Origin of the sequence: Actinocatenispora sera (assembly GCF_018324685.1) — a bacterium.
In the GTDB taxonomy this organism is placed as follows: domain Bacteria; phylum Actinomycetota; class Actinomycetes; order Mycobacteriales; family Micromonosporaceae; genus Actinocatenispora; species Actinocatenispora sera.
Genome location: NZ_AP023354.1, coordinates 740,749 through 760,698 on the forward strand (window position 1 = coordinate 740,749; position 19,950 = coordinate 760,698).

Consider the following 19,950-nt stretch of genomic DNA (forward strand, 5'->3'; position numbering starts at 1 on the left):
GCGGCGGTCAGGGGGTCGATGGATGGACACGGGCGGCGAGCGGGCGGTGGGTGGCCCGCCGGTACAGCAGGTAGACCTCGCAGCCGAGGCACAACCCGAACGCGGCGTTCAGGAACGCCGCGACCAGCGCCAGCGCGGCGGCGACGACGCCCAGCGCGACGACTCCGGTACCGAACCCGACGGTGGCGAGCGCCCCGAACACCAGCCCGACCGCCTGCGCGAACCGCACCGGCGCGACCGGCTCCAGCTCGCTCGGGCGGCCCCGGCGCGGGGCGATCGCGTAGCGGTACACCAGCCCGTACGGCGCGGACCTGGGCCCGGCGAAGGCGCCGATCGCGAACACGACCGTCTGCACGCCGGCCACTATCGCGGCGGCGAGCGGCGAGGCGAACGCGAGTACCAGGACGGCGACGAACACCGCGGTGGTCACCCAGGCACCGAACCGCGGGCCACGCGGATCGAGCAGCCCGGCGGCCGGCCGGGCCGACGGGGGCGGCCCGGCGGGTTCGGACACGGGCGAGGGCGGCTGGGGTTCGGAAACGGACGATGACGGCATGGCACACCTCCGGCAGACGAGTACGCGTCTTTGCGGCGACTATGCCGAAATCAGACCCGCGGATCCACTGCGAGTCAACAGATCGGTACCGATGGTTCGCACACCGTGCTCAGTACGGGCGGAATGAGTGCCCGGAATCCAGATCGAGCAGCTGCGGGGTGCGCGAGACGGTCGTCGCCGGTCAGGCCGGGCGACGACAGAGGCAGGTGGCGACGCGGCAATGGTCGATCGGCCGGCGTCGGGTGAGCAGCATGCTCATGCCGTGACGCTAACACGCCGACCCGTGGTCGCTCACCCTCGAAGTGACCCCGCTCACCGTTCTTCTCGGTACGGCGCCGATCGGCGGACAGCGGCGGGACGTACCCGTCCGTACCGGTGACGAACCGTCCGACCGGTTCGGCCCGGCTCGGTACGCTGCCGGCCATGACCGTCAAACGCACCATCGTGTTCGACGACGAGGCCGACTTCCTGCTGCGCCAGGTGGCCGCCCGGGCCGGCATCTCGGCGTCCGCCTGGCTGTCCGCGGTGACCCGGCGGGAGGCGCTGCGCACCGGCGCCGCCGCGCAGCCCGACGCCGAGCAGCACTGCCGGTACGACGAGCAGGAGTTACTCGCCGCCGAGGGCGCGGCGTGATGCGCGGCGCCATCTACCGCTACGAACCGAAGGGGTCGCCGCGCCGGCGCGACGTGCTGATCGTGTCCGCCGACGGAATCAACGACTCCACCCGCAGCTGGCTGTACGCGCTGGATGTGCGCGACGGTGACTCCGGCGACCTGCTCACCGTGCGGCTACCGGACGGCCGCTGGGCGGACGGCTGCTCGCTCACCCGGGTGTACCGGGATTGGCTGGCCGGCCCGCCGCAGGCGCACATCGGCGAGGAGACGCTGCGCGACGTGGAAGCGATGCTGCGCAGCGGCCTGGACCTCTGAACCCCGAGCGTGCCGCCGCCGGCGTCAGGAGGTCTGGCCCGCGCCCGCGGGCGCGGTGAGCAGCGGAGCGATCGCGGCGATCAGCTGCGGCTTGCTCGGCGCGCCGCTGGCCCGCTGCACGATCTGCCGGCCCGCACCGACCACGAACAGCGTCGGGGTGCGCAGCACGTTCAGCGCGCGCACCTCGTCGAGGTGGCTCTCCGCGTCGACCTCGACGTGCACCACGCCGTCGAGCTGGTCGCCCACCTCGGCGCAGATCCGCCGGGTGGCGCGGCACGGCGCGCAGAACGCGGAGGAGAACTGCAGCAGCGTCACCGGCGCGTCCGCCGGCACGCCGAGCCGGGCCAGCACGCCGGCCTCGGCATCCTGTTCCGTCACCGCCGGGCCCCCCTCCACCGCGCGCAACCGACCGTTGCGGCGCTGCCAGAGCAGGCCGGCCACCGTCGCGGCGGCCAACACCACCGCCGCGACCACGACACCCGTCACCCAGCTCGGCACGCTGTCGACCGTATCGCGCGCGGCGCGAACCGGACAGTGCGCCGCCGGCCGGTCGATGTCGTGCCGGTCACGGCGGTGGTCACTCGGCGAGCGTGACGTTCTCGGCCGTGGCGGTGACCAGCAGCCCGTCGGACTGCGGGTCCACGTGGGTCAGCTTCAGCCCGTACGGCAGGGTCGGCAGCTTGATCTGCAGGCCGAGCTGCTGGAGCACGCCGTCCAGGATGTTCTTCGCCGCGTCCGGCAGCTTGCCGGTGGTGTGCAGGCCGGCGAAGCTGACCCGCAGGCTCTTGCCGTCGTCGTTGAGCGTCGGCTTGGCGGTACCGGCGAGTTGGAGATCCTGGCCGAGCACGGTGACGGTCATCCGCACGTCGAGCGCGCCGTCGTGTCCGGACAGCTGCACGTCCTTGACCTGGTCCTGCTCGAGCTGCTCCTTGGCCGCCTGATTGACGTACCCCCAGCCGACGGTCGCGGTACCCGAGACGGTGTCGGCGGTGATCGGGCCGTTGCCGTTGAGCACGTCGCTGGTCTTCGCGTGCACGCCGTTGGCGGTGATGTCGAGCTTCGGGATCGCGTAGCTCTGCACCGTCACGTCCCGCATGTGCACCAGGATCTTGTCGTACTTGCCCGCCGCGACCTGCGTCAGGAACGGGAAACCGGTGATGTCGGCGGTCGGTGGCACGCCGAGCTTGACATCCTTGCTCTGCGCCTGGGCGGCGACCTGGTCGGCCAGCTTGTCGTCCGCGACGGAGTGGCCGACGCGGTCTGCCGCGACGAGCAGCAGCACGAGCACGATCAGCAGCACGAGCAGGACGATCGGCGCCTTGCGCCGGGTGCGCTTGGGTTTCGCGTACACAACCACGGGCCCAGGTTGCCAGATGACCGCACCACCGCAACGCGCGGCATCCGACAAACCACGCAGATCGCCTGCGAGGTGCCGATAATCTCGTCAGATTTTCCCGGGGCGAGCGGTCCGCGGGCCGGCGGCCCGGGCCGGCGGTTCACTGCGGTGGCAGCAGCACCAGCCAGCCGAGCACGAACGCGACCGGCGCGACGAGCGCCGCCGCCACCGCCGGCCCCAGGACGAACCGGGCCGGCCACAGGTGCGGCGGTTCCCCGGACAGCTCCCGGCCGGAGCTGCCGAAGCTGACCCCGACGTCGGCGAGTACCGCGGCCAGCCCCATCAGCAGCCCGGCGACGGCGGCGTGCAAACCGGGCAGGCCGGCGAGCTGGCCGGCGACGAAACCGACCACCGTGCCGGCCACCACCCCGCCGGCGACCACCCCGATCACCCCGCGGGCCACCGGCGCGCTGGCCCGCGGCGCGTGCCAGGCCAGGTCGACCAGCCGGGCGAGCGCCACCGCGGCACCGGCGGCGCCCAGCAGCGGGACCACCGCGGACGGCCCTTTGTCGAGCCGCGCCAGCATCACCACCGCCGGCACCGCGACCGTGCACGTGACCGCGAACATGGTCGACGCCAGCGAGTCGGTGATCCGGTTCCGGCCGGCGCCGCGGGCCAGCTGGCCGGCGGCCGCGGCGAGCAGCCCGCCGGCCAGCACGTATCCGAACGGCGCGAGCGAGACCGCCGCGCCGTACTGCGCGAACCAGTCGGCGACGAAGCCGGCGCCGAGCGCGACCACCGCCACCACCGCCGGGCCCGGCCGGCGGGTGCCGAACACCCAGGTCGACACCAGGACGACCTGGATCAGGGCACACGCCGCGAGACCGACCGGCGAACCCACCCGGCCGGCCGCGATCAGCGCCCCGAACAGCACGACCGCCAGCACGGCGTTGATCGCCGCGGCCGCCCGGTCCGGCGGTACCGGCTCCAGCGACACCGGCGCGGCGGCGTCGGCACCCGCCGGTCCGGTCGCGGGCGGCGCCGCCGGCCAGCCGTCCGCCGGCGCCTGCGCGTCGTACCGGCCGGCTGGCTCCGGCTGCCCGCGGTACGGGTCGCCCGCCCCGCGGTACGGATCGTCGACCGGAGCCCCGCCGGCCGCCCGCCCGCCGTACGTGTCGTCGGCCGGGTCCTCGGCTGCCGGTGGGCGGCCGTACGGATCGGCAACCTGGTAGGGGTCGGGCCGCGGGTCGTGACGGTCGGGCCGCGGGTCGTGACGCTCGCCGGGCGCGTCGTACCGGTCGGCCGAGTACGGCCCGGCCCCGTACTGGTCGGCGGACTGTGGCCCGGCGCCGTACGACTCCGACGAGCCCGGCTCGTGCGGCCCTGCGTCGTACCGGCCGGCGGACTGTGGCCCGGCGCCGTACGGCTCCGGCGAGCCCGGCTCGTAGGGCGCGGCGTCGTACCGGTCGCGCGGCGCCTGGTACCTGTCCGGCTCGGCGCTCCACCGGTCCGGGCTGTCGGCGTAGCGGTCCGGTCCGGCGGTGTAGCCGTCCGGCGTACCCGCATACCTGTCGGGCCGGCCGGCACCGTGATCCGCACCGTCGGGGTACCGGTCCGGACTGCCGGCGAAGCGGGATGTCGCGGCACCGGCTGGATCCGGCTCGTCGCGGTAGCGGGGCTGAGCCGCGGTGCCCGGATCGGGCTCCTCGCGGTAACGAGGCTGGGACGCGGTGCCTGGGCCGGGCTCGTCGCGGTAGCGGGGTTGGGACGCGGTAGCCGGGCCGTCGCCGGTCGACGGTGGGGCGAACCAGTCGTCGTCGGCCGTCGGCCAGTCCTCCCGGCCGGACGCTGGCGACTCAGGGTTACCGTCACGACCCACAGAGTTAGCGTACTGGCCGGCGCGGCCGGCGCCGGGCGGTTCGGGGGCGTACCGGTCGGGCGCCCGCAGGTCGGCGAACGGGTCCGGCTCCGCACCGCGCGGCGGGTTCGGCCGGTCCGGCGGGGCGGCGCCGAAGTACGGCACGTCCGCCCCCGATGCGCCGCCCAGAAAACGCCCGGCACCGGGCTCGTCCGGCCCGGGTGCGCCGCCCGGGAAACGGCCAGCGCCGGGCTCGTCCGGCCCGGGTGCGCCGCCCGGGAACCGGCCGGCGCGAGGCTCGGCTGGGCCGGGCGCGGCGCCGAACCAGTCGACCGTCGAGGTCCCGTCCGGCATCGACGGTGATGGATCCGCCGGCCGGTACCGCGGATCGTCCTCGACGACCCCGTCGGGCGCGGGATCGGCGGGCGAGCCGAACCAGTCCGGGTCGTACTGGTATCGACCGGTTCCGTCGCCGGCTGGGCGGGGTGGCGGGTTCGCGGACACGCAGCGATGGTGCCAGAGCACCGCAGCCGGAGGCGAACCTGTGACCGATCACAACCTGCGCCGGCCCCGGCCTCCGGTAGCCTTTGTCGACAGAACAGCCCGTCAGCGCCGTCGGGAGACCCGAGCAGCTCGGCCCACGGGCCGCCGTCCCGGCCAGCGCGCCAGGACGGACGAGCGGGAGGTGCCCATCCCGTGGAGATCCTCGTCCTCACCGACTCCGCCGACTCCGCCGACCCGGCCGGCGCGGCACCGGACCGCGGCGACGGCAATCCGGTGCTACCCGCCCTCGACCTGCTGCCGCACCAGGTCCGCGCGGCCGAACTCGGCATCTCCGCGCTGCTGTCCGGCCCGACGCCGGACGCGGTGCTGGTCGACGCCCGGTCCGACCTGGCCGGTGCCCGCGCCACCTGCCGGCTGCTCGCCGCGGCCGGGCAGGGCGTACCGCTGATCGCCGTCGTCACCGGCGCCGGGCTGATCGCCGTCGCCGCCGACTGGGGCATCGACGACGTGGTACTGGCCGGCGCCGAGCCGGCCGAGGTGGAGGCGCGGCTGCGGCTCGCGGCCGGCCGGGCCGCACTCGCCGCGGACGGTGACGCGGAGCTGGTGCGCTCCGGCGACCTGGTGATCGACCCGGCGACGTACTCGGTGCGGCTGCGCGGCACGCCGCTGGACCTCACGTACAAGGAGTTCGAGCTGCTGAAGTTCCTCGCCCAGCATCCGGGCCGGGTGTTCACCCGCGACCAGCTGCTGCGCGAGGTGTGGGGGTACGACTACTTCGGTGGCACCCGCACCGTCGACGTGCACGTACGGCGGCTGCGGGCCAAGCTCGGCAGCGAGTACGAGTCGATGATCGGCACGGTGCGGCAGGTAGGCTACAAGTTCATCGCCGCGCAGCCGCCCCGGCAACTCCCCGACACCGACCCCGCACCCGCTCCGTCGATCAAGACCCCCGCAGTCGATCAAGGCCCCCGGTAGTCGATCAAGGGCCCAGGTAGTTGATCAAGGCCCGCGGTAGTCGATCAAGGGCCCAGGTAGTTGATCAAGGGATCGGTTCACGTACTCCGCGAACGATGTGTCGCAACCCCTTGATCAACGGCACCGCCCCTTGATCAGCGGCGCGCTCTATCGACGGCACGGTCCCTTGATCAACGGGGCGCGCGCTCGATCAACGGGCCGGGGGTGCAGCGATTACGGTGGGGCCATGAGTATCGGGGCCGCTGACATCGCGGTGACCACGGTCGGGCAGGTGTCCGTCGACGCGCGGGACGAGGTGGCGGAGCTGGCCGAGGTCGCCGGGATCGCCGATGGCGTCGCGCCACTCGGCGAGTCGTTCCGGCTGCGCCTGGCGCACGGCGGTACCGACGTGCTGCACCTGCTGGCGCGCGCCGGCACCGTGCTCGTCGGGTACGCGCAGCTCGACGTCGCCGCCGGCGAGGCGGAGCTGGTGGTGCACCCGGCGTACCGGCGGCGCGGGGTGGGACGAACCCTGCTGCGCGCGCTGGTCGAGGCGGCCGGTGCGGACGCGCCGCTGTCCATGTGGGCGCACGGCGACCATCCGTCGGCCACCGCGCTCGGCTGGCCGGCCGGCTTCCGACGGTACCGGGTGCTCTGGCAGCTGCGCCGGGACCTGACCGGGCCGATGCCGGAGGTGGCGGTACCGGAGGGGATCCGGATCCGCGCGTTCGAGCCCGGCGTGGACGAGGACGCCTGGCTGCACGTCAACGGGCGGGCCTTCGCGGACCATCCGGACCAGGGCCGGTGGACCCGGGAGGACCTGCTGCTGCGGGAGGCGGAGCCGTGGTTCGACCCGGCCGGCTTCCTGCTCGCCGAGGACGCCGCCGGCCGGCTGGTCGGCTTCCACTGGACGAAGGTGCACGACGAGGGCGACCATCAGGTCGGCGAGGTGTACGTGCTGGGCATCGACCCGGACGCGCAGGGCGGCGGCCTCGGTGCGGCGCTGACCGCGGCCGGGCTGCGCTACCTGCGGGACGCCCGCGGCCTGGCCACCGTGCTGCTCTACGTCGACGAGGACAACCCGCGCGCGGTGGCGCTGTACCGCAAGGCCGGCTTCACCCAGTGGGTCACCGACGTCGCCCTGCACCGCAACGCCGGCGACTGACTCCACCGCCGCTGCCGCCCGCACCGCCTGCGGCAGCCGCCAGGCCGGACCGGCGCGACCCGGACCGCTCGGCATCGCCCCGGGGCCAGCCCGGACCGGCGCGACCCGGACCGCTCGGCATCGCCCCGGGGCCAGCCCGGACCGGCGCGACCCGGACCGCTCGGCATCGCCCAGGGCCAGCCCGGACCGGCGGGCCTCGGGAGCGTCCGGCGTGCGGTGCCGATCCGGGGCGAAACCGGCCGTACTCCTGGCGGCTCGCCGCGGTGCGCCGGCGCCGCCGCCGGTGCGCCGGCGCCGCCGCTGCCGCGGTACTCGCCGTCGCCCTCCTCGGCACCGGCCGCTCACCGGGACGCGCGAGCACGACCACCCGGCGCCCGGCACGTACGCGTCCGTAGAGCCGTCCGCGCATCGGTCCACCGGCGGCAGCGCGGCGGATTCGCTGCCGCTGGCCGCGACGCAGCTACCGCGCACCATCGACACCGACCCGGCGCACGCCGAACCTCTGTCCACCCGTCCGGTCCGGCACGCGCTCGGGCTGTTCGCGGCATACCCGGCCGGCTGGCCGCAGGTGCCGCCCCGGACCTCGGTCGTGCTGGTACTGGGTGACGACGCCCGGATGCGCCGGATCGCCACGGTGGCCGTGCTCGGCAGCGCCGGGACGGGTACGAGCCGGCGCCGCTCGCGTCCGGCGCGCTGAACGCGGCGGGCACCCGGGCCGCGTTCCCGCAGCCCGACGGCACGGTCCTCACCGTCGACCTGACCGGTACCGGGCACCGCTCGTACCGGATGGGCACCGGCACCGTGCAGGCGATGTGGTGGGTGGGCGACGACGACCTCGTCGTCGGTACCACCGAGCTGACCCGGGTGCTGGACCTGCACTCGGGTACCAACCGGCTGCTGCCCGGCTGACCGGAGACGCCCAGGTGGCGCTGCGGCCCGGCGTCTACTGAGCCGCCGCCGTCGGCTCGATCTCAGCGCCGATGTCGGCCCGGCGGGCGCGGCGGCGATCGGGGCAGGACATTTGTCCTGGCGGAGTGGGGACACGTACGCCTGCCGGCGGGGTCGGCGGATTCGTAGCGTCGTAGCCATGCAGAACACGGATGCGGTGCGGTTTCGCGGAGTGTCCTTCCGCTACGGCCAGGTACGGGCGGTGTCCGACCTGGACCTGACCATCGGTCGTGGCCAGACGGTGGCCCTGCTCGGCCCGAACGGCGCGGGCAAGTCGACCTCGATCGCGATGATGCTCGGCCTGCTCGCCCCGGACACCGGCCGGGTCGAGCTGTTCGGTACCAGCCCGAACGCGGCCAGCACGGCCGGCAAGGTCGGCGCCATGCTGCAGGAGACGGAGCTGCTGCCCCGGGTCACCGTGGCCGAGCTGCTCGGCTTCGTCCGCGGGCTCTACCCGAACCCGATGCCGTTCGACGAGCTGGTCCGGCTGGCCGACCTGGACGGCCTGACCGGCCGGCGGCTGGAGAAGCTGTCCGGCGGCCAGTCGCAGCGGGTGAAGTTCGCCGCCGCCATCGCCGGCCGGCCGGAGCTGCTGGTGCTGGACGAGCCGACCGCGGCGATGGATGTCGAGTCCCGGCACGGTTTCTGGCGCGCGATGCGCCGGTACGCCCGGGCCGGGCACACGGTGCTGTTCTCCACCCACTACGTGGAGGAGGCGGACGAGAGCGCCGACCGGGTCGTGGTGATCGCCGGCGGTCGGCTGATCGCCGACGGCACCCCGGCCGCGATCCGCCGCTCGGTTGCCACCCACAACGTCGGCATCGCCGTACCCGCGAACGGCACCGCCGGGCTGGACCGGCTGCCGGCCGTCACCGCGGTGGAGATCCGCGGCGACCGCGCCTACCTGGCCACCGACGACGCGGACGCCACCGTACTGGCCCTCGCCGAGTCCGGCCTGCTGCGCGAGCTGGAGGTCCGCGGCGCCCGGCTGGAGGACGCCTACCTCGCCCTGACCGCCGAGCACGGCACCGAAGCGATCCTCGAAGGAGCACAGCGATGACCGGCTACCTGAAGCTCGAGATCCGCCGGCTGCTGCGCAGCCCCAGCTACCTGATGTCCAGCCTGGCCATGCCGCTGGTGATGTACCTGGTGATCTCCAACCTGTACGGCGGGTCCGGCGCGGAACGCCAGCAGGTCGCGGTCTATCTGATGGTCAGCATGGCCGGGTTCGGTGCCGTGGGCGCCGCGCTGACCAACGGCATGTCGGTGGTCGCCGACCGTTCGAACGGCTGGCTGCGGCAGCTGCGGATCACCCCGCTGGACGCGCGCCGGGTCGTGGTGGCCCGCGGGCTGACCGGGATGCTCGCCGGGCTGCCCGGCATCCTCGTGGTCTGCGTGGTCGGTGGCGTGCTCAACGGCGTGCACCTGCCGATGATCCAGTGGGTCGGGGTGATCGCGCTGCTCTGGCTGGGGTTGGCCCCGTTCGCGCTGCTCGGCCTCGGCGTCGGCTACCTGGTGTCGGTACCCGCGGCGGGCCCGGTCACGATGCTGCTGAACTTCGCCATGTCGATCCTCGGCGGGCTGTGGATGCCGGCCACGCTGTTCCCGCACGCCCTGCGCATGGTCAGCCAGTTCGTCCCCACCTTCGGATATGCGAACATCTCCCGGCAGATCGCGTTCCACCACGCGCCGCACCTGACCGACATCGCGGTACTGGTCGGCTGGCTGGGGGCGTTCACGGCGCTGGCGCTGGTCGCGTACCGGCGGGCCGGTCGACGCGCCGCCTGAGAGACTGGTGGGGAACTCGTGATCGGCGGCCACGGCACCGGGAGCGGCATGAACTGGCTGGCACGGCTGGCGCGGCGGGTCGACGCGGTCGAGGCGCGCTCGCTGGCCCGCTCGCGGGACAAGCTACGCAACGGCACCGACCGGGGGCCGGACGGCAAGATCGGCCGCGCCGGCATCGTCGTCTGGCTGGCACTGCTGGTGTTCCCGCTGATCGTGGCGGTGCTCGACGGCCAGTGGCTGGCCGCGGTCGGGGTCATCGCGATGGGCGCGACGATGACCGTCGCGATGCGCCTGCCGCCGACCGGCCTGGCCCAGCTCACCCGGTACCTGCTGCTGCTCCCGCTGCTGGCACTGGCGCTGGCGCTCGGGCGGACGATCCCCGGCTCGGGCGGCCTGCTCGTGGTGTTGCCGGCGCAGGCCGCGGCGATGATCCTGCCGATGGTGGTACCGGCGTTCCTCGGCGTGCTGGCGGTCTCGTCGCTGGTGATCGTGGTACTCGGCGGGCATGGCGGACTCGACTACGTCACCATCGCGCTGGCCGCCTGGATGTCCGGCCTGGTCATGTTCATCATGCGGCGGTTCTTCACCACGATCGGGCTGCTGCGGGAGGCGCGTGAGGAGCTGGCGCGCAGCGCCGTCGCCGACGAGCGGGTCCGGTTCGCCCGTGACCTGCACGACCTGCTCGGCCACACCCTCTCGGTGATCGTGGTCAAGGCGCAGGTGGTGCGGCGGCTGGCGTACCGGGACGCCGCGAAGGCCGCCGCGGCGGCCGCCGACATCGAGACGATCGGCCGGCAGGCGCTGGTGGAGGTGCGCGAGGCGGTCACCGGGTACCGGCAGCGCGGCCTCGCCGCGGAGCTCGACGGCGCCCGGGCCGCCCTCGCCGACGCCGGCATCACCGCCACCGTGCGCCGCGCCGCCGGCGACCCGGACGAGGCGGCGGACGCCCTGCTCGGCTGGGCGGTACGGGAGGCGACCACCAACGTGATCCGGCACTCGGCGGCGACGCACTGCACGATCAGCCTGCGCTACGCCGACGACCGGGCGATCCTGCAGGTCGCCGACGACGGTACCGGCGCGGGCTCGCCCGGCCCGGACGGCGCGTCCGGGCCGCCGACGGCTGCCGCCCGGTTCGAGCCGCTCGGCGGGATGGGTGGGGGGAACGGGCTGCGCGGGCTGGCGGAGCGGTTCGGTGCCGCCGGCGGCACGGTACACACCGCCGCCGGCCGGCACGGGTTCACGCTGACCGCGACCGTCCCGGTGACGGTTGGCAGGATGGACGAGTGATCCGGGTACTGCTGGCCGAAGACCAGGGCATGATGCGTGGCGCGCTGGCCACCCTGCTGGAGCTGGAAGACGACATCGACGTGGTCGGGCTGCTCGCCCGCGGCGACGAGGTCGTGGACGCCTGCGTACGGCTGACGCCCGACGTCGCGGTGCTCGACATCGAGATGCCCGGCCGCAGCGGCCTGGACGCGGCGGCCGAGCTGGCCACCGCCGTACCGTCCTGCCGGGTGCTGATCGTCACCACGTTCGGCCGCCCCGGCTACCTGCGCCGGGCGATGGACGCCGGCGCCCGCGGTTTCCTGATCAAGGACAGCCCGGTCGAGCAGCTCGCCGACGCGATCCGCCGGGTGGTCGCCGGCGAGACGGTGGTCGATCCGACGCTCGCGGCGGCGGCCCTGCGGGCCGGCCCGAACCCGCTGTCGGCCCGGGAACGCGACGTGCTCGCCGCCTCCGCCGACGGCGCCACGATCGCCGACATCGCCCGCGCTCTGCACCTGTCCGAGAGCACGGTGCGCAACTACCTGTCCGCCGCCATCGGCAAGACCAGCACCCGCAACCGGATCGAGGCCCTCAACGCCGCCCGCACCAACGGCTGGCTCTGACCCGCCCGTGCCCGCGGCGCCTTCTGCACGGACCACAGCAGGCATCGCCGTGCCCCGGCAGACGGCACCGGTCGGACCGGGTACCGGCGAGGTCAGCGGCCGGGTTCGTGGCGGCGGAGGGCGAGTCGGGTGGCGATCAGCAGCACGATGGTCTGGCCGACCAGCACGCCGGCGGCGATGAGCCACCGGCCGGAGTCGTGGTCCCACAGCGTGTCGTCCGGTGGGTCGGGCATGACCTTCTTGAGGTCGACGGTGGCCGCGGCCGCCGCGTAGGCCCACCGGGCCGGGGCGAGCCAGGACAGCTGGCTGACGACCGCCCGGCCGGCGACCGCGAACAGCCCACCGCTGAGTACCAGCTGCGCCATGACCAGCCCGACCAGGACCGGCATGGTCTGCTCCGTGGTCGACACGTACGCGCTGATCAGCAGGCCGAGCACGGTCGAGGCGAGGGTGACCAGCGCGACCGCGGCGACCAGCTCGACGGTCGGTGAGCCGAGCACCAGCGCCGCGGCCGGCCGCTTCGCGCCCCACAGCGCGACCAGCACGAACACCGTCGCCTGCGCGGCGTTCAGCACCGCGAACACCACCAGCTTGGCACCCAGGTACGCCCCGGGGGACAGGCCGACCGCACGTTCTCGCCGGTAGATGGCGCGCTCGGCGACGAGCTCGCGGATGCCGCCGGCGAGCCCCATGAACACGCCGCCGATCACCAGGATGGTCAGCAGCTGGCCCGCCTCGGCGGAGCGGTGCAGCGCGTTGGCCGGCTTCGCCAGGCCGTCGTCGCCGGGCACCAGGTGGGCCAGCAGCGCCAGCCCGAGCGGCAGGCCGACCAGCAGCGACGCGTACAGCCGGTCGGCGAGGGTGACCGCGATGGTGCGGCGGGCGACGATCGCCAGCTGCCGCCAGAACCCCTGCCGGGAGCTCGCGGCGCCTGGCGCGTCCGGGTCGCCCGCCGGGGGCGGCGGCGCGATCCGGGCGGTCGGCTCGACCGGCGTGCGCGGCGTCGCGTGCTGCTGGAACCGGTCGGCCCATGCCTCCGGCTCGGTGGCGACCCGCTCGAACACCTCCGCGTACTCCTGGGCGCCGAAGAACGCGAGCAGCCCGTCCGGCGGGCCGAAGTAGCAGACCCGACCGCCCCGGCCGAGTACCAGGATCCGGTCGCACAGGTTCAGGTGCAGCACGCTGTGGGTGACCACGCAGACGGTGCGGCCACCGTCGGCGAGGTCGCGCAGCGCCAGCATCACGTCCCGGTCCAGCGCCGGGTCCAGCCCGGACGTCGGCTCGTCCAGGAACAGCAGGGACGGCTCGGTGAGCAGCTCCAGCGCCACCGAGGTGCGCTTGCGCTGACCGCCGGAGAGGGTGCTGATCCGCTGGTCGGCGCGTTCGGTCAGGCCGAGCTTGGCGAGCACCTCGTCGATGCGCTGGTCGCGTTCGCGCGCCGAGACGTCGGCGCCGAACCGCAACGCCGCCGCGTACCGCAGGGCGCGGCGCACGGTGAGCTGCCGGTGCAGGATGTCGTCCTGCGGCACCAGGCCGATCCGGTGCCGCAGGTCGTCGTACTCCGCGTACAGGTCGCGTTCCTGGTAGCGGACGGTGCCGCGGGTCGCGGGCCGGATGCCGGTGAGCGCGCCGAGCAGGGTGGACTTGCCCGCGCCGCTCGGCCCGACCACCGCGAGCAGGCTCGACTCGGGCAGCTCGAACCCGACCTCGGCCAGCAGCGTGTGCGGCCCGGCGGTGACGGTGAGCGACTCGGCGCGCAGCGACACCCGCCCGGTGTCCACGTACTCGTACAGCATGGTGCCGTCGAAGACGAGTTGATGGTGCCCGGCGCCGACCACGTCGCCGGGCCGCAGCAGCGAGAAGGACACCCGCTGGCCGTTGACGAACGTGCCGTTGCGGGTGCCGAGGTCGACCACCTCGTACCCCCGGTCGACCCGGCGGAGTTCGGCGTGCCGCCGGGACACCAGCAGGTCGGTGAGCACGATGTCGTTCGCCGCGTCGCGGCCGATCCGCACCACCTCGCCCGCCCGGTACGACCCGGACGGGGTGCGGCCGACGACCGACGGCGGCACCACCGCCACCTGCGGCGCCGGCCCGGCCGGTGCCGGGGAGGCCGGCGGCGCGTTCGGGGTACGGGCGGCGGGCGGCGGCATGCCGAGCACGGGGCGCGGCACGGTCGCCGGGGCGCCGTCGGGCCGGCCCGGTACGACGGTCTCCGGGACGCCACCGGGCCGGCCCGGTACGACGGTCGGCGACACCACGGAGGCCGGCCGGAGCTGGATCGGCACGCCGGTACTGGCATTGCCGAGCAGCAACGCCACCGACTGCTCCACCGGGACGCGCTGCACGCGGCGACCGTTCAGGAACGTACCGTTGCTGCTGCCCAGGTCGCGGACCCACCAGCGGCCGTCGGCCCACTCCAGCGCCAGGTGCTGCCGGGACACCAGCGGGTCGTCGATCACCACCTGGCAGAGCGGGTCCCGGCCCACGATCGCGGCCGGGCCCCCGGCGTCGAACCGGTGCTCCGCCCCGCCGACGCCGACGAGCAGCTCGGTCACTTCTCCTCCGGCAGGTACTTGGCCATCGCGGTGGCGAGCTGCTCCGCCTGCACCTGGGCTCCCCCGGACTTGGCGGTGAGGGTGAGCTCGAACACCACCTGCCCCGACCGGACCAGCACCAGCGTGGTCGGGCCGTACTCGCCGTCGTCGAGATGGCGCGTGTAGCCGACCGACTGCTGGCCGATCTTGCCGATCTCGAACGTGTTCCAGCCGCACCTTTGCAACGACTGCTTCGCCGCCGTGTAGAACTTGCTCGACGCGGTGCCGTAGAAGCCGACCACCGAGGACGACGCGTACGCGGTCTCGTCGTCGGTGTAGTACGAGAAGCCGTTGCTGGTCTGCGACCCGATCGCGGCACCGTCGACGGTGCCCTCCGCGCACGGCTTGAACTGATCCAGCCCGCCGAGCAGCCGGTCCTTGCTCTCGCTGGCCTCGATCCCGTAGGACTCCGCGCCGGTGGCCTGCTCGATCTGCCCGACCGACACCTGGATCCGCTTGAGCCGGGCGGCGGTCGGCGGCGGGTGCTTGTGGTCGACCGAGGCGCTCGCGTCCGGGTTGTGGCCGCCGCTACCCGAATCGCGCTGGCCCTCGCGGTAGCCGAGGATGCCCAGCCCGACGCAGCTGGCAACCACGACCAGGCCGACCGAACCGGCCACGATCGCGGCGATCTTGCCGCCGGACAGCTTCCGCTTCTTCGCCGGCTGCCACGGCTGCGCCGTGCCCGGGAACGGCGCCACCGGTGGCGGTGGCGCGCCGCGCGGCGGCGCCGGCCGGTACCCGGGGGGTGGCATCCGGGACGCCGCCGGGGCACCGAGCGAGGTGGGTACGCCGGTCACCGACGGTGGCACCGGGCCGGGGACCGACGGCGGTACCGGTGCGGCGGACGGGTTCGGCGGCGCCGACCGTGGCGGCGACGAGGTCGCACCGCCGAACACCGTCTCGGCGGTGATCCGCGGCGGCGCGGGCGTCGGCGGCGGGACGGGCGGCGCCGGGGCACCGAGGGTGGTCTCGGCGACCGGCGTACGCAGCGCGTGCAGCCACTGCTGCGCGGACGCCGGCCGGTGCGTGGGGCTGACCGCCATCATCGACAGGATGCCCTGCACCATCCGGTCCTGGCCGGCGCCGAGCGCGGCGGCGAGCCGCTGCTGCATGGCGTCGGTGTCGCCGGGGACGGGCAGCTCCCGGGTGAGCATGTAGTAAAGGCTCGCGCCCAGCGAGTAGCGGTCGCTGGCCGGGCCGTACTCGCCGCGGTGCAGCGACTCCGGTGCCATGAAGGGCACCGTCCCGGACACCTTCGACATGGTGGCCGCGCCGGCGAACCGGACCAGCCCGAAGTCGACCAGGTAGACCCGGCCGTCGTCGGCGCGCAGGATGTTGGCCGGCTTGATGTCGCGGTGCAGCACCGGCTGGCCGTCGGTGTCGCGCCCGCTGTGCAGGTAGTCGATCGCCTCCGCGACCGGCGCCAGCGGGTCCAGCGCGGCCGGGCCGCGCAGCTCGCCCGCCTCCAGCAGTTCCTGCAGGCTGCGGCCCTCGATCCACTTCATCACCAGGTACAGCCGGGACCCCGCGGCCGCGTCGGGCGCGCCGTGCGGGTGCGGCGGCGCGCCCACGAAGACCTCGCGCACCTTCACCAGGGACGGGTGCTCCAGCTGGGTGAGCAGCGCGGACTGCAGCCGCAGGTTCTCCAGCCAGCGGCCGGAGTCGTCCTGGTGGTCGGCGTGGATGATCTTCACGGCGTACCGGAAGGAGAAGTTGGCGTGCTGCTCGACCGCACTCCAGATCTCCCCCTCGCCGCCGCTGGAGCGCCGTTCGCGCAGCAGGTAGCGATCCGGAGCGTCCGGTGGTCCGCAGAAGTGATCCGAGAGCTGCTCGGGCATGCGGATATCGTGCCAGACGACCGCATCCCGCCAGCCCCGGCGCGTGGCCCGGCCCGCGACGGTACGACTCCGGCCGCGCCGCGCCCGCGAATTCGGCGGCGCCGGCGGTAGCGTGGCGCAGATGAGCGAGGGTGCGATGGCGGAGCCGCCGGCGGCGAAGCGGGTGGCCAGCGAGCGGACGCAGCACGGCGACACGGTGGTGGACGAGTACGCCTGGTTGGCCGAGAAGGACAATCCGGACACGATCGCGTACCTGACCGCGGAGAACGCCTGGACCGAGCGGGCGACCGCGGGCGAGGCGAGCCTGCGGGACGAGATCTTCACCGAGATCAAGAGCCGGGTGCAGGAAACCGACCTGTCGGTGCCGGCCCGGCGGCACGGCTGGTGGTACTACACCCGCACGGTCGAGGGTCAGCAGTACCCGATCCGGTGCCGGGTGGCGGCCGGCGACGATCCGACGCCGCCCGTGATCCAGCCCGGCGTTCCGGTGCCCGGCGAGCAGGTCCTGCTGGACGAGAACGAGCTCGCCGACGGTCACGACTTCTTCGCCCTCGGTACCTTCACCGTCACCGCCGACGGCCGCTACCTGGCCTACGCGGACGACTACGCCGGCGACGAGCGCTTCACGCTGCGGGTCAAGGACCTGCCCAGCGGCGAGCTGCTCGACGACGAGGTGCCGAACACGTCGTACGGCGCGGCCTGGTCGGCCGACTCGACGCACCTGTTCTACCTGACCGTCGACGACGCGTGGCGGCCGGACAAGGTGTGGCGGCACCGGATCGGTACCAAGGCGGCCGAGGACGTGGTGGTCTACCAGGAGCCGGACGAGCGGTTCTGGGTCGGCGTCGGCCTGACCCGCTCGGAGCGGTACCTGCTGATCGAGTCGCACAGCAAGGTCACCAGCGAGGTCCGCTACCTCGCCGCGGACGACCCGACCGGCACGCCGACACTGGTGCGGGCCCGTAAGCAGGACGTCGAGTACGAGGTCGACCACCAGATCATCCACAATGGACAAGACCGGTTCCTGGTGCTGCACAACGACTCCGAGGTGGGCGGCGGGGAGAACTTCGCGCTCGCCGCGGCGCCGGTGGACGCGCCGGGCGACTGGACGCCGATCATCGAGCACGCGGCGGACACCCGGCTGCTGGACTTCGACGTGTTCGCCGACCACCTCGTCGTGCACCGCCGGCACAACGTGCTCACCGGCCTGCGGGTGTACCCGCTCGGCGCCGACGGCGCGCTCGGCACGCCACACGATATCGCCTTCACCGAGCCGATCTACACGGTCGAGCCGGACGCCAACCTGGAGTACGACACCGGCACGTTCCGGCTCACCTACGCCTCGCTCGTGACGCCGCGCTCGGTGTACGACTACGACCTCGCGCAGCGGCACCTGGTGCTGCGCAAGCGCCAGCCGGTGCTCGGCGGCTACGACCCGGACCAGTACGAGCAGTTCCGCGAGTGGGCGACCGCGCCGGACGGCACCAAGGTGCCGATCTCGGTGGTGGCACGCAAGGACCTGGTGCGCGACGGCAGCGCGCCGTGCCTGCTCTACGGCTACGGCTCGTACGAGATCTCCATCGACCCCGGCTTCCAGATCGACCGGCTGTCCCTCTTGGACAGAGGCTTCGTGTACGCCATCGCGCACATCCGCGGCGGCGGCGAGCTGGGCCGCCGGTGGTACGAGGACGGCAAGATGCTGCACAAGAAGAACACCTTCGCCGACTTCGTCGCGTGCGCCCGCCGGATGGTCGAGGCCGGCTGGACCTCGACGCCGCGGCTCGCCGCGCTGGGCGGCTCGGCCGGCGGGCTGCTGATGGGCGCGGTGGTCAACGAGGCGCCCGACGCGTTCGGCGCGATCTACGCGGCGGTGCCGTTCGTCGACGCGCTCAACTCGATCCTCGACCCGTCGCTGCCGTTGACGGTCATCGAGTGGGACGAGTGGGGCGACCCGCTGCACGACGCCGAGGTCTACCGCTACATGAAGTCGTACTCGCCGTACGAGAACGTCGCCGCGGACGCGTCGAACTACCCGCCGATCTACGTCGAGACGAGCCTCAACGACACCCGGGTGCTCTACCACGAGCCGGCCAAGTGGGTGTCGAGGCTGCGCGCGAACGGCGCGTCGAACGTGCTGCTGTGGACGGAGATGGAGGCGGGTCACGGCGGGCGGTCCGGCCGCTACCAGGCCTGGCACGACAGGGCCCGCTGCTACGCCTGGATCATCGACACCGTGGCCCGCTGAACCGGACAGCCTGAACCGCGCCGGCGCGATGGGTGGCCAGCGCGCCGGCGCGCTAGGGTCTGCGTCACGATGAAGTGGCGCGGCAGGCGAGTACGTCGGCCAGCGGGCCGTCGGCGAAGACGGCGTGCAGCGTGGCCACCGCGGCCGGCACGTCGTGCCCGGCCAGCCGCTCGGCCCCCCACTCGAGCAACTCCCGTTGCGCCGCCAGGATTTCGGGCACCAACTTCCGGCCGGACGCGGTCAGGCTCAGCTCGACCCGGCGCCGGTCGGCGGGGGTGCGCCGGTCGACGTGGCCGGCCGCGACGAGCCGGTCGACGAGCCGGCTGGGGTGGCCGGACTCGGCGATGATCAGCGCGCCGAGCTCCCGGAGCGCGAGCGGCTCCCGCGCTCCGATGATCAGGATCGCCTCGGCCTGCGCGTTGGTCACGCCCAGCGGCCGGTAGGCGTCGTTGGCGCGCCGGTCGATCTCCCGGTACGCGGCCTTGACCGCCTGGGCCAGCTCCAGAACTTCCACCATGACCGCGATCCTACTTGTGATCGGTGACTGGTCATGCTTTACTCATGACTAGTCATCAGTTCACATATCATCAATTGGACGAGGCATGAGTGTCGAACCTGCCGGCCACCTGGCCACTCCGTCCGGCCGTGGCCCCTGGCCCGGCGTCGTCGTCATCCACGAGGCGTACGGGCTGAACGACGACATCCGGGCCCATTGCGAGCGGCTGGCCCGCACCGGTTACCTGGCCTTCGCCCCCGACCTGCACCGCGGCCCGCGGCTGCGCTGCCTGGTCCGCTCCTTCCGCGACCTGTCCGCCCAGAGCGGCCAGACCTTCACCGACGTCGAGCAGTCGCGACAGTGGTTGCTCGACCGGCCGGACTGCACCGGCCGGATCGGCATCATCGGCTTCTGCCTGGGCGGTGGGTTCGCGTTGCTGGCCGCCGCCCAGTCGGACTACGCGGTCGCCGCGGTCAACTACGGGCAGGTGCCGAAGGACGCCACCGAGGTGCTCGCCGGCGCGTGCCCGATCGTCGGCTCGTACGGCGGCCTGGACCGCACGCTGCGCGGCGCGGCCGACACGCTGAGCACCACCCTGACCGAGATCGGCGTGGAACACGACGTCCGGGAGTACCCCGAGGCGGGTCACGGCTTCCTCAACCGCACCAAGCCGGTGCTGCCGGCCCGGGTCGTCGCCCGCGCGGGGTTCCGCGGACCGGAGGCCGCCGACGCGTGGCAGCGCATCGAGTCGTTCTTCGCCGCGCACCTCCCGCCGGTCCGGGCCGGCGTCGACTGAACCGGCCGAGCTGCCCGCGCGATCCGGGAACTCCGAGAAACCCCTGGAGCC

At 73.8% G+C, this 19,950-nt stretch carries 19 protein-coding genes; 12 read left to right on the forward strand and 7 right to left on the reverse strand.

Features of this window, described 5'->3' with window-relative positions; all coding sequences use genetic code 11:
* Positions 1–7: 7 nt before the first annotated feature.
* Positions 8–514 carry a DUF4395 domain-containing protein gene (locus Asera_RS03400; RefSeq protein ID WP_051803000.1) on the reverse strand — a complete coding sequence of 169 codons (507 nt, stop codon included), beginning with the start codon at positions 512–514 and terminating at the stop codon, positions 8–10.
* A gap of 465 nt (positions 515–979) precedes the next feature.
* Between Asera_RS03400 and Asera_RS03405 the strand changes: the two genes are divergently transcribed.
* Both Asera_RS03405 and Asera_RS03410 read left to right on the forward strand, forming a co-directional pair.
* Entirely contained in the window at positions 980–1,189 is a 210-nt protein-coding gene (locus tag Asera_RS03405) for a hypothetical protein (RefSeq protein ID WP_030449470.1), read from the forward strand.
* Complete coding sequence (locus Asera_RS03410; protein ID WP_157035170.1) at positions 1,189–1,485, forward strand: hypothetical protein; 297 nt, start codon at positions 1,189–1,191, stop codon at positions 1,483–1,485. Before Asera_RS03405 ends, Asera_RS03410 begins: the two co-directional genes overlap by 1 nt.
* Before the next feature lie 24 nt (positions 1,486–1,509).
* Here Asera_RS03410 and Asera_RS03415 read toward each other — a convergent pair whose 3' ends face one another.
* The 3 genes from Asera_RS03415 to Asera_RS03425 all read right to left on the reverse strand — a co-directional run bounded on the left by Asera_RS03415 (position 1,510) and on the right by Asera_RS03425 (position 5,183).
* On the reverse strand, positions 1,510–1,983 hold the full coding sequence (locus Asera_RS03415; protein ID WP_244843720.1) for a thioredoxin family protein: 474 nt from the start codon (positions 1,981–1,983) through the stop codon (positions 1,510–1,512).
* Between the two features lie 79 nt (positions 1,984–2,062).
* The gene (locus Asera_RS03420; protein WP_169745919.1) at positions 2,063–2,842 is read right to left on the reverse strand and encodes an LmeA family phospholipid-binding protein; all 780 of its coding nucleotides are present in this window, start codon (positions 2,840–2,842) and stop codon (positions 2,063–2,065) included.
* A 139-nt stretch (positions 2,843–2,981) separates the two neighbouring features.
* The gene (locus Asera_RS03425) at positions 2,982–5,183 is read right to left on the reverse strand and encodes a hypothetical protein (protein WP_084132760.1); all 2,202 of its coding nucleotides are present in this window, start codon (positions 5,181–5,183) and stop codon (positions 2,982–2,984) included.
* A gap of 198 nt (positions 5,184–5,381) precedes the next feature.
* Here Asera_RS03425 and Asera_RS03430 point away from each other — a divergent pair, with 198 nt between their 5' ends.
* The 8 genes from Asera_RS03430 to Asera_RS03460 all read left to right on the forward strand — a co-directional run bounded on the left by Asera_RS03430 (position 5,382) and on the right by Asera_RS03460 (position 11,927).
* Positions 5,382–6,158 carry a winged helix-turn-helix transcriptional regulator gene (locus Asera_RS03430; protein WP_051803011.1) on the forward strand — a complete coding sequence of 259 codons (777 nt, stop codon included), beginning with the start codon at positions 5,382–5,384 and terminating at the stop codon, positions 6,156–6,158.
* A 226-nt stretch (positions 6,159–6,384) separates the two neighbouring features.
* Positions 6,385–7,302 carry a mycothiol synthase gene (mshD, locus tag Asera_RS03435; protein ID WP_030449464.1) on the forward strand — a complete coding sequence of 306 codons (918 nt, stop codon included), beginning with the start codon at positions 6,385–6,387 and terminating at the stop codon, positions 7,300–7,302.
* Between the two features lie 211 nt (positions 7,303–7,513).
* Complete coding sequence (locus Asera_RS03440; protein WP_030449463.1) at positions 7,514–7,999, forward strand: hypothetical protein; 486 nt, start codon at positions 7,514–7,516, stop codon at positions 7,997–7,999.
* Between the two features lie 89 nt (positions 8,000–8,088).
* Positions 8,089–8,211 carry a hypothetical protein gene (locus Asera_RS33500; RefSeq protein ID WP_280529697.1) on the forward strand — a complete coding sequence of 41 codons (123 nt, stop codon included), beginning with the start codon at positions 8,089–8,091 and terminating at the stop codon, positions 8,209–8,211.
* A gap of 178 nt (positions 8,212–8,389) precedes the next feature.
* Positions 8,390–9,310: an ABC transporter ATP-binding protein gene (locus Asera_RS03445; protein ID WP_051802997.1), complete on the forward strand. Its 921-nt coding sequence runs from the start codon at positions 8,390–8,392 to the stop codon at positions 9,308–9,310.
* Complete coding sequence (locus Asera_RS03450; RefSeq protein ID WP_030449461.1) at positions 9,307–10,038, forward strand: ABC transporter permease; 732 nt, start codon at positions 9,307–9,309, stop codon at positions 10,036–10,038. Before Asera_RS03445 ends, Asera_RS03450 begins: the two co-directional genes overlap by 4 nt.
* A gap of 48 nt (positions 10,039–10,086) precedes the next feature.
* The gene (locus tag Asera_RS03455) at positions 10,087–11,325 is read left to right on the forward strand and encodes a sensor histidine kinase (protein ID WP_157035169.1); all 1,239 of its coding nucleotides are present in this window, start codon (positions 10,087–10,089) and stop codon (positions 11,323–11,325) included.
* On the forward strand, positions 11,322–11,927 hold the full coding sequence (locus Asera_RS03460; protein WP_030449459.1) for a response regulator transcription factor: 606 nt from the start codon (positions 11,322–11,324) through the stop codon (positions 11,925–11,927). The genes Asera_RS03455 and Asera_RS03460 overlap by 4 nt, the downstream gene beginning before the upstream one ends.
* Before the next feature lie 92 nt (positions 11,928–12,019).
* Here the strand turns inward: Asera_RS03460 and Asera_RS03465 are convergent, their stop codons facing one another.
* Both Asera_RS03465 and Asera_RS03470 read right to left on the reverse strand, forming a co-directional pair.
* The gene (locus Asera_RS03465) at positions 12,020–14,485 is read right to left on the reverse strand and encodes an FHA domain-containing protein (RefSeq protein WP_169745918.1); all 2,466 of its coding nucleotides are present in this window, start codon (positions 14,483–14,485) and stop codon (positions 12,020–12,022) included.
* Positions 14,482–16,362: a serine/threonine protein kinase gene (locus tag Asera_RS03470; protein ID WP_157035168.1), complete on the reverse strand. Its 1,881-nt coding sequence runs from the start codon at positions 16,360–16,362 to the stop codon at positions 14,482–14,484. Before Asera_RS03470 ends, Asera_RS03465 begins: the two co-directional genes overlap by 4 nt.
* A 121-nt stretch (positions 16,363–16,483) precedes the next feature.
* Here Asera_RS03470 and Asera_RS03475 point away from each other — a divergent pair, with 121 nt between their 5' ends.
* A complete protein-coding gene (locus Asera_RS03475) occupies positions 16,484–18,607 on the forward strand; it encodes a S9 family peptidase (protein WP_425305936.1) in 2,124 nt (707 codons plus the stop codon).
* 64 nt (positions 18,608–18,671) lie between these two features.
* Here the strand turns inward: Asera_RS03475 and Asera_RS03480 are convergent, their stop codons facing one another.
* Complete coding sequence (locus Asera_RS03480; RefSeq protein WP_051802995.1) at positions 18,672–19,124, reverse strand: MarR family winged helix-turn-helix transcriptional regulator; 453 nt, start codon at positions 19,122–19,124, stop codon at positions 18,672–18,674.
* 85 nt (positions 19,125–19,209) lie between these two features.
* Here Asera_RS03480 and Asera_RS03485 point away from each other — a divergent pair, with 85 nt between their 5' ends.
* Complete coding sequence (locus Asera_RS03485) at positions 19,210–19,899, forward strand: dienelactone hydrolase family protein (protein ID WP_051802994.1); 690 nt, start codon at positions 19,210–19,212, stop codon at positions 19,897–19,899.
* Positions 19,900–19,950 lie beyond the last annotated feature (51 nt).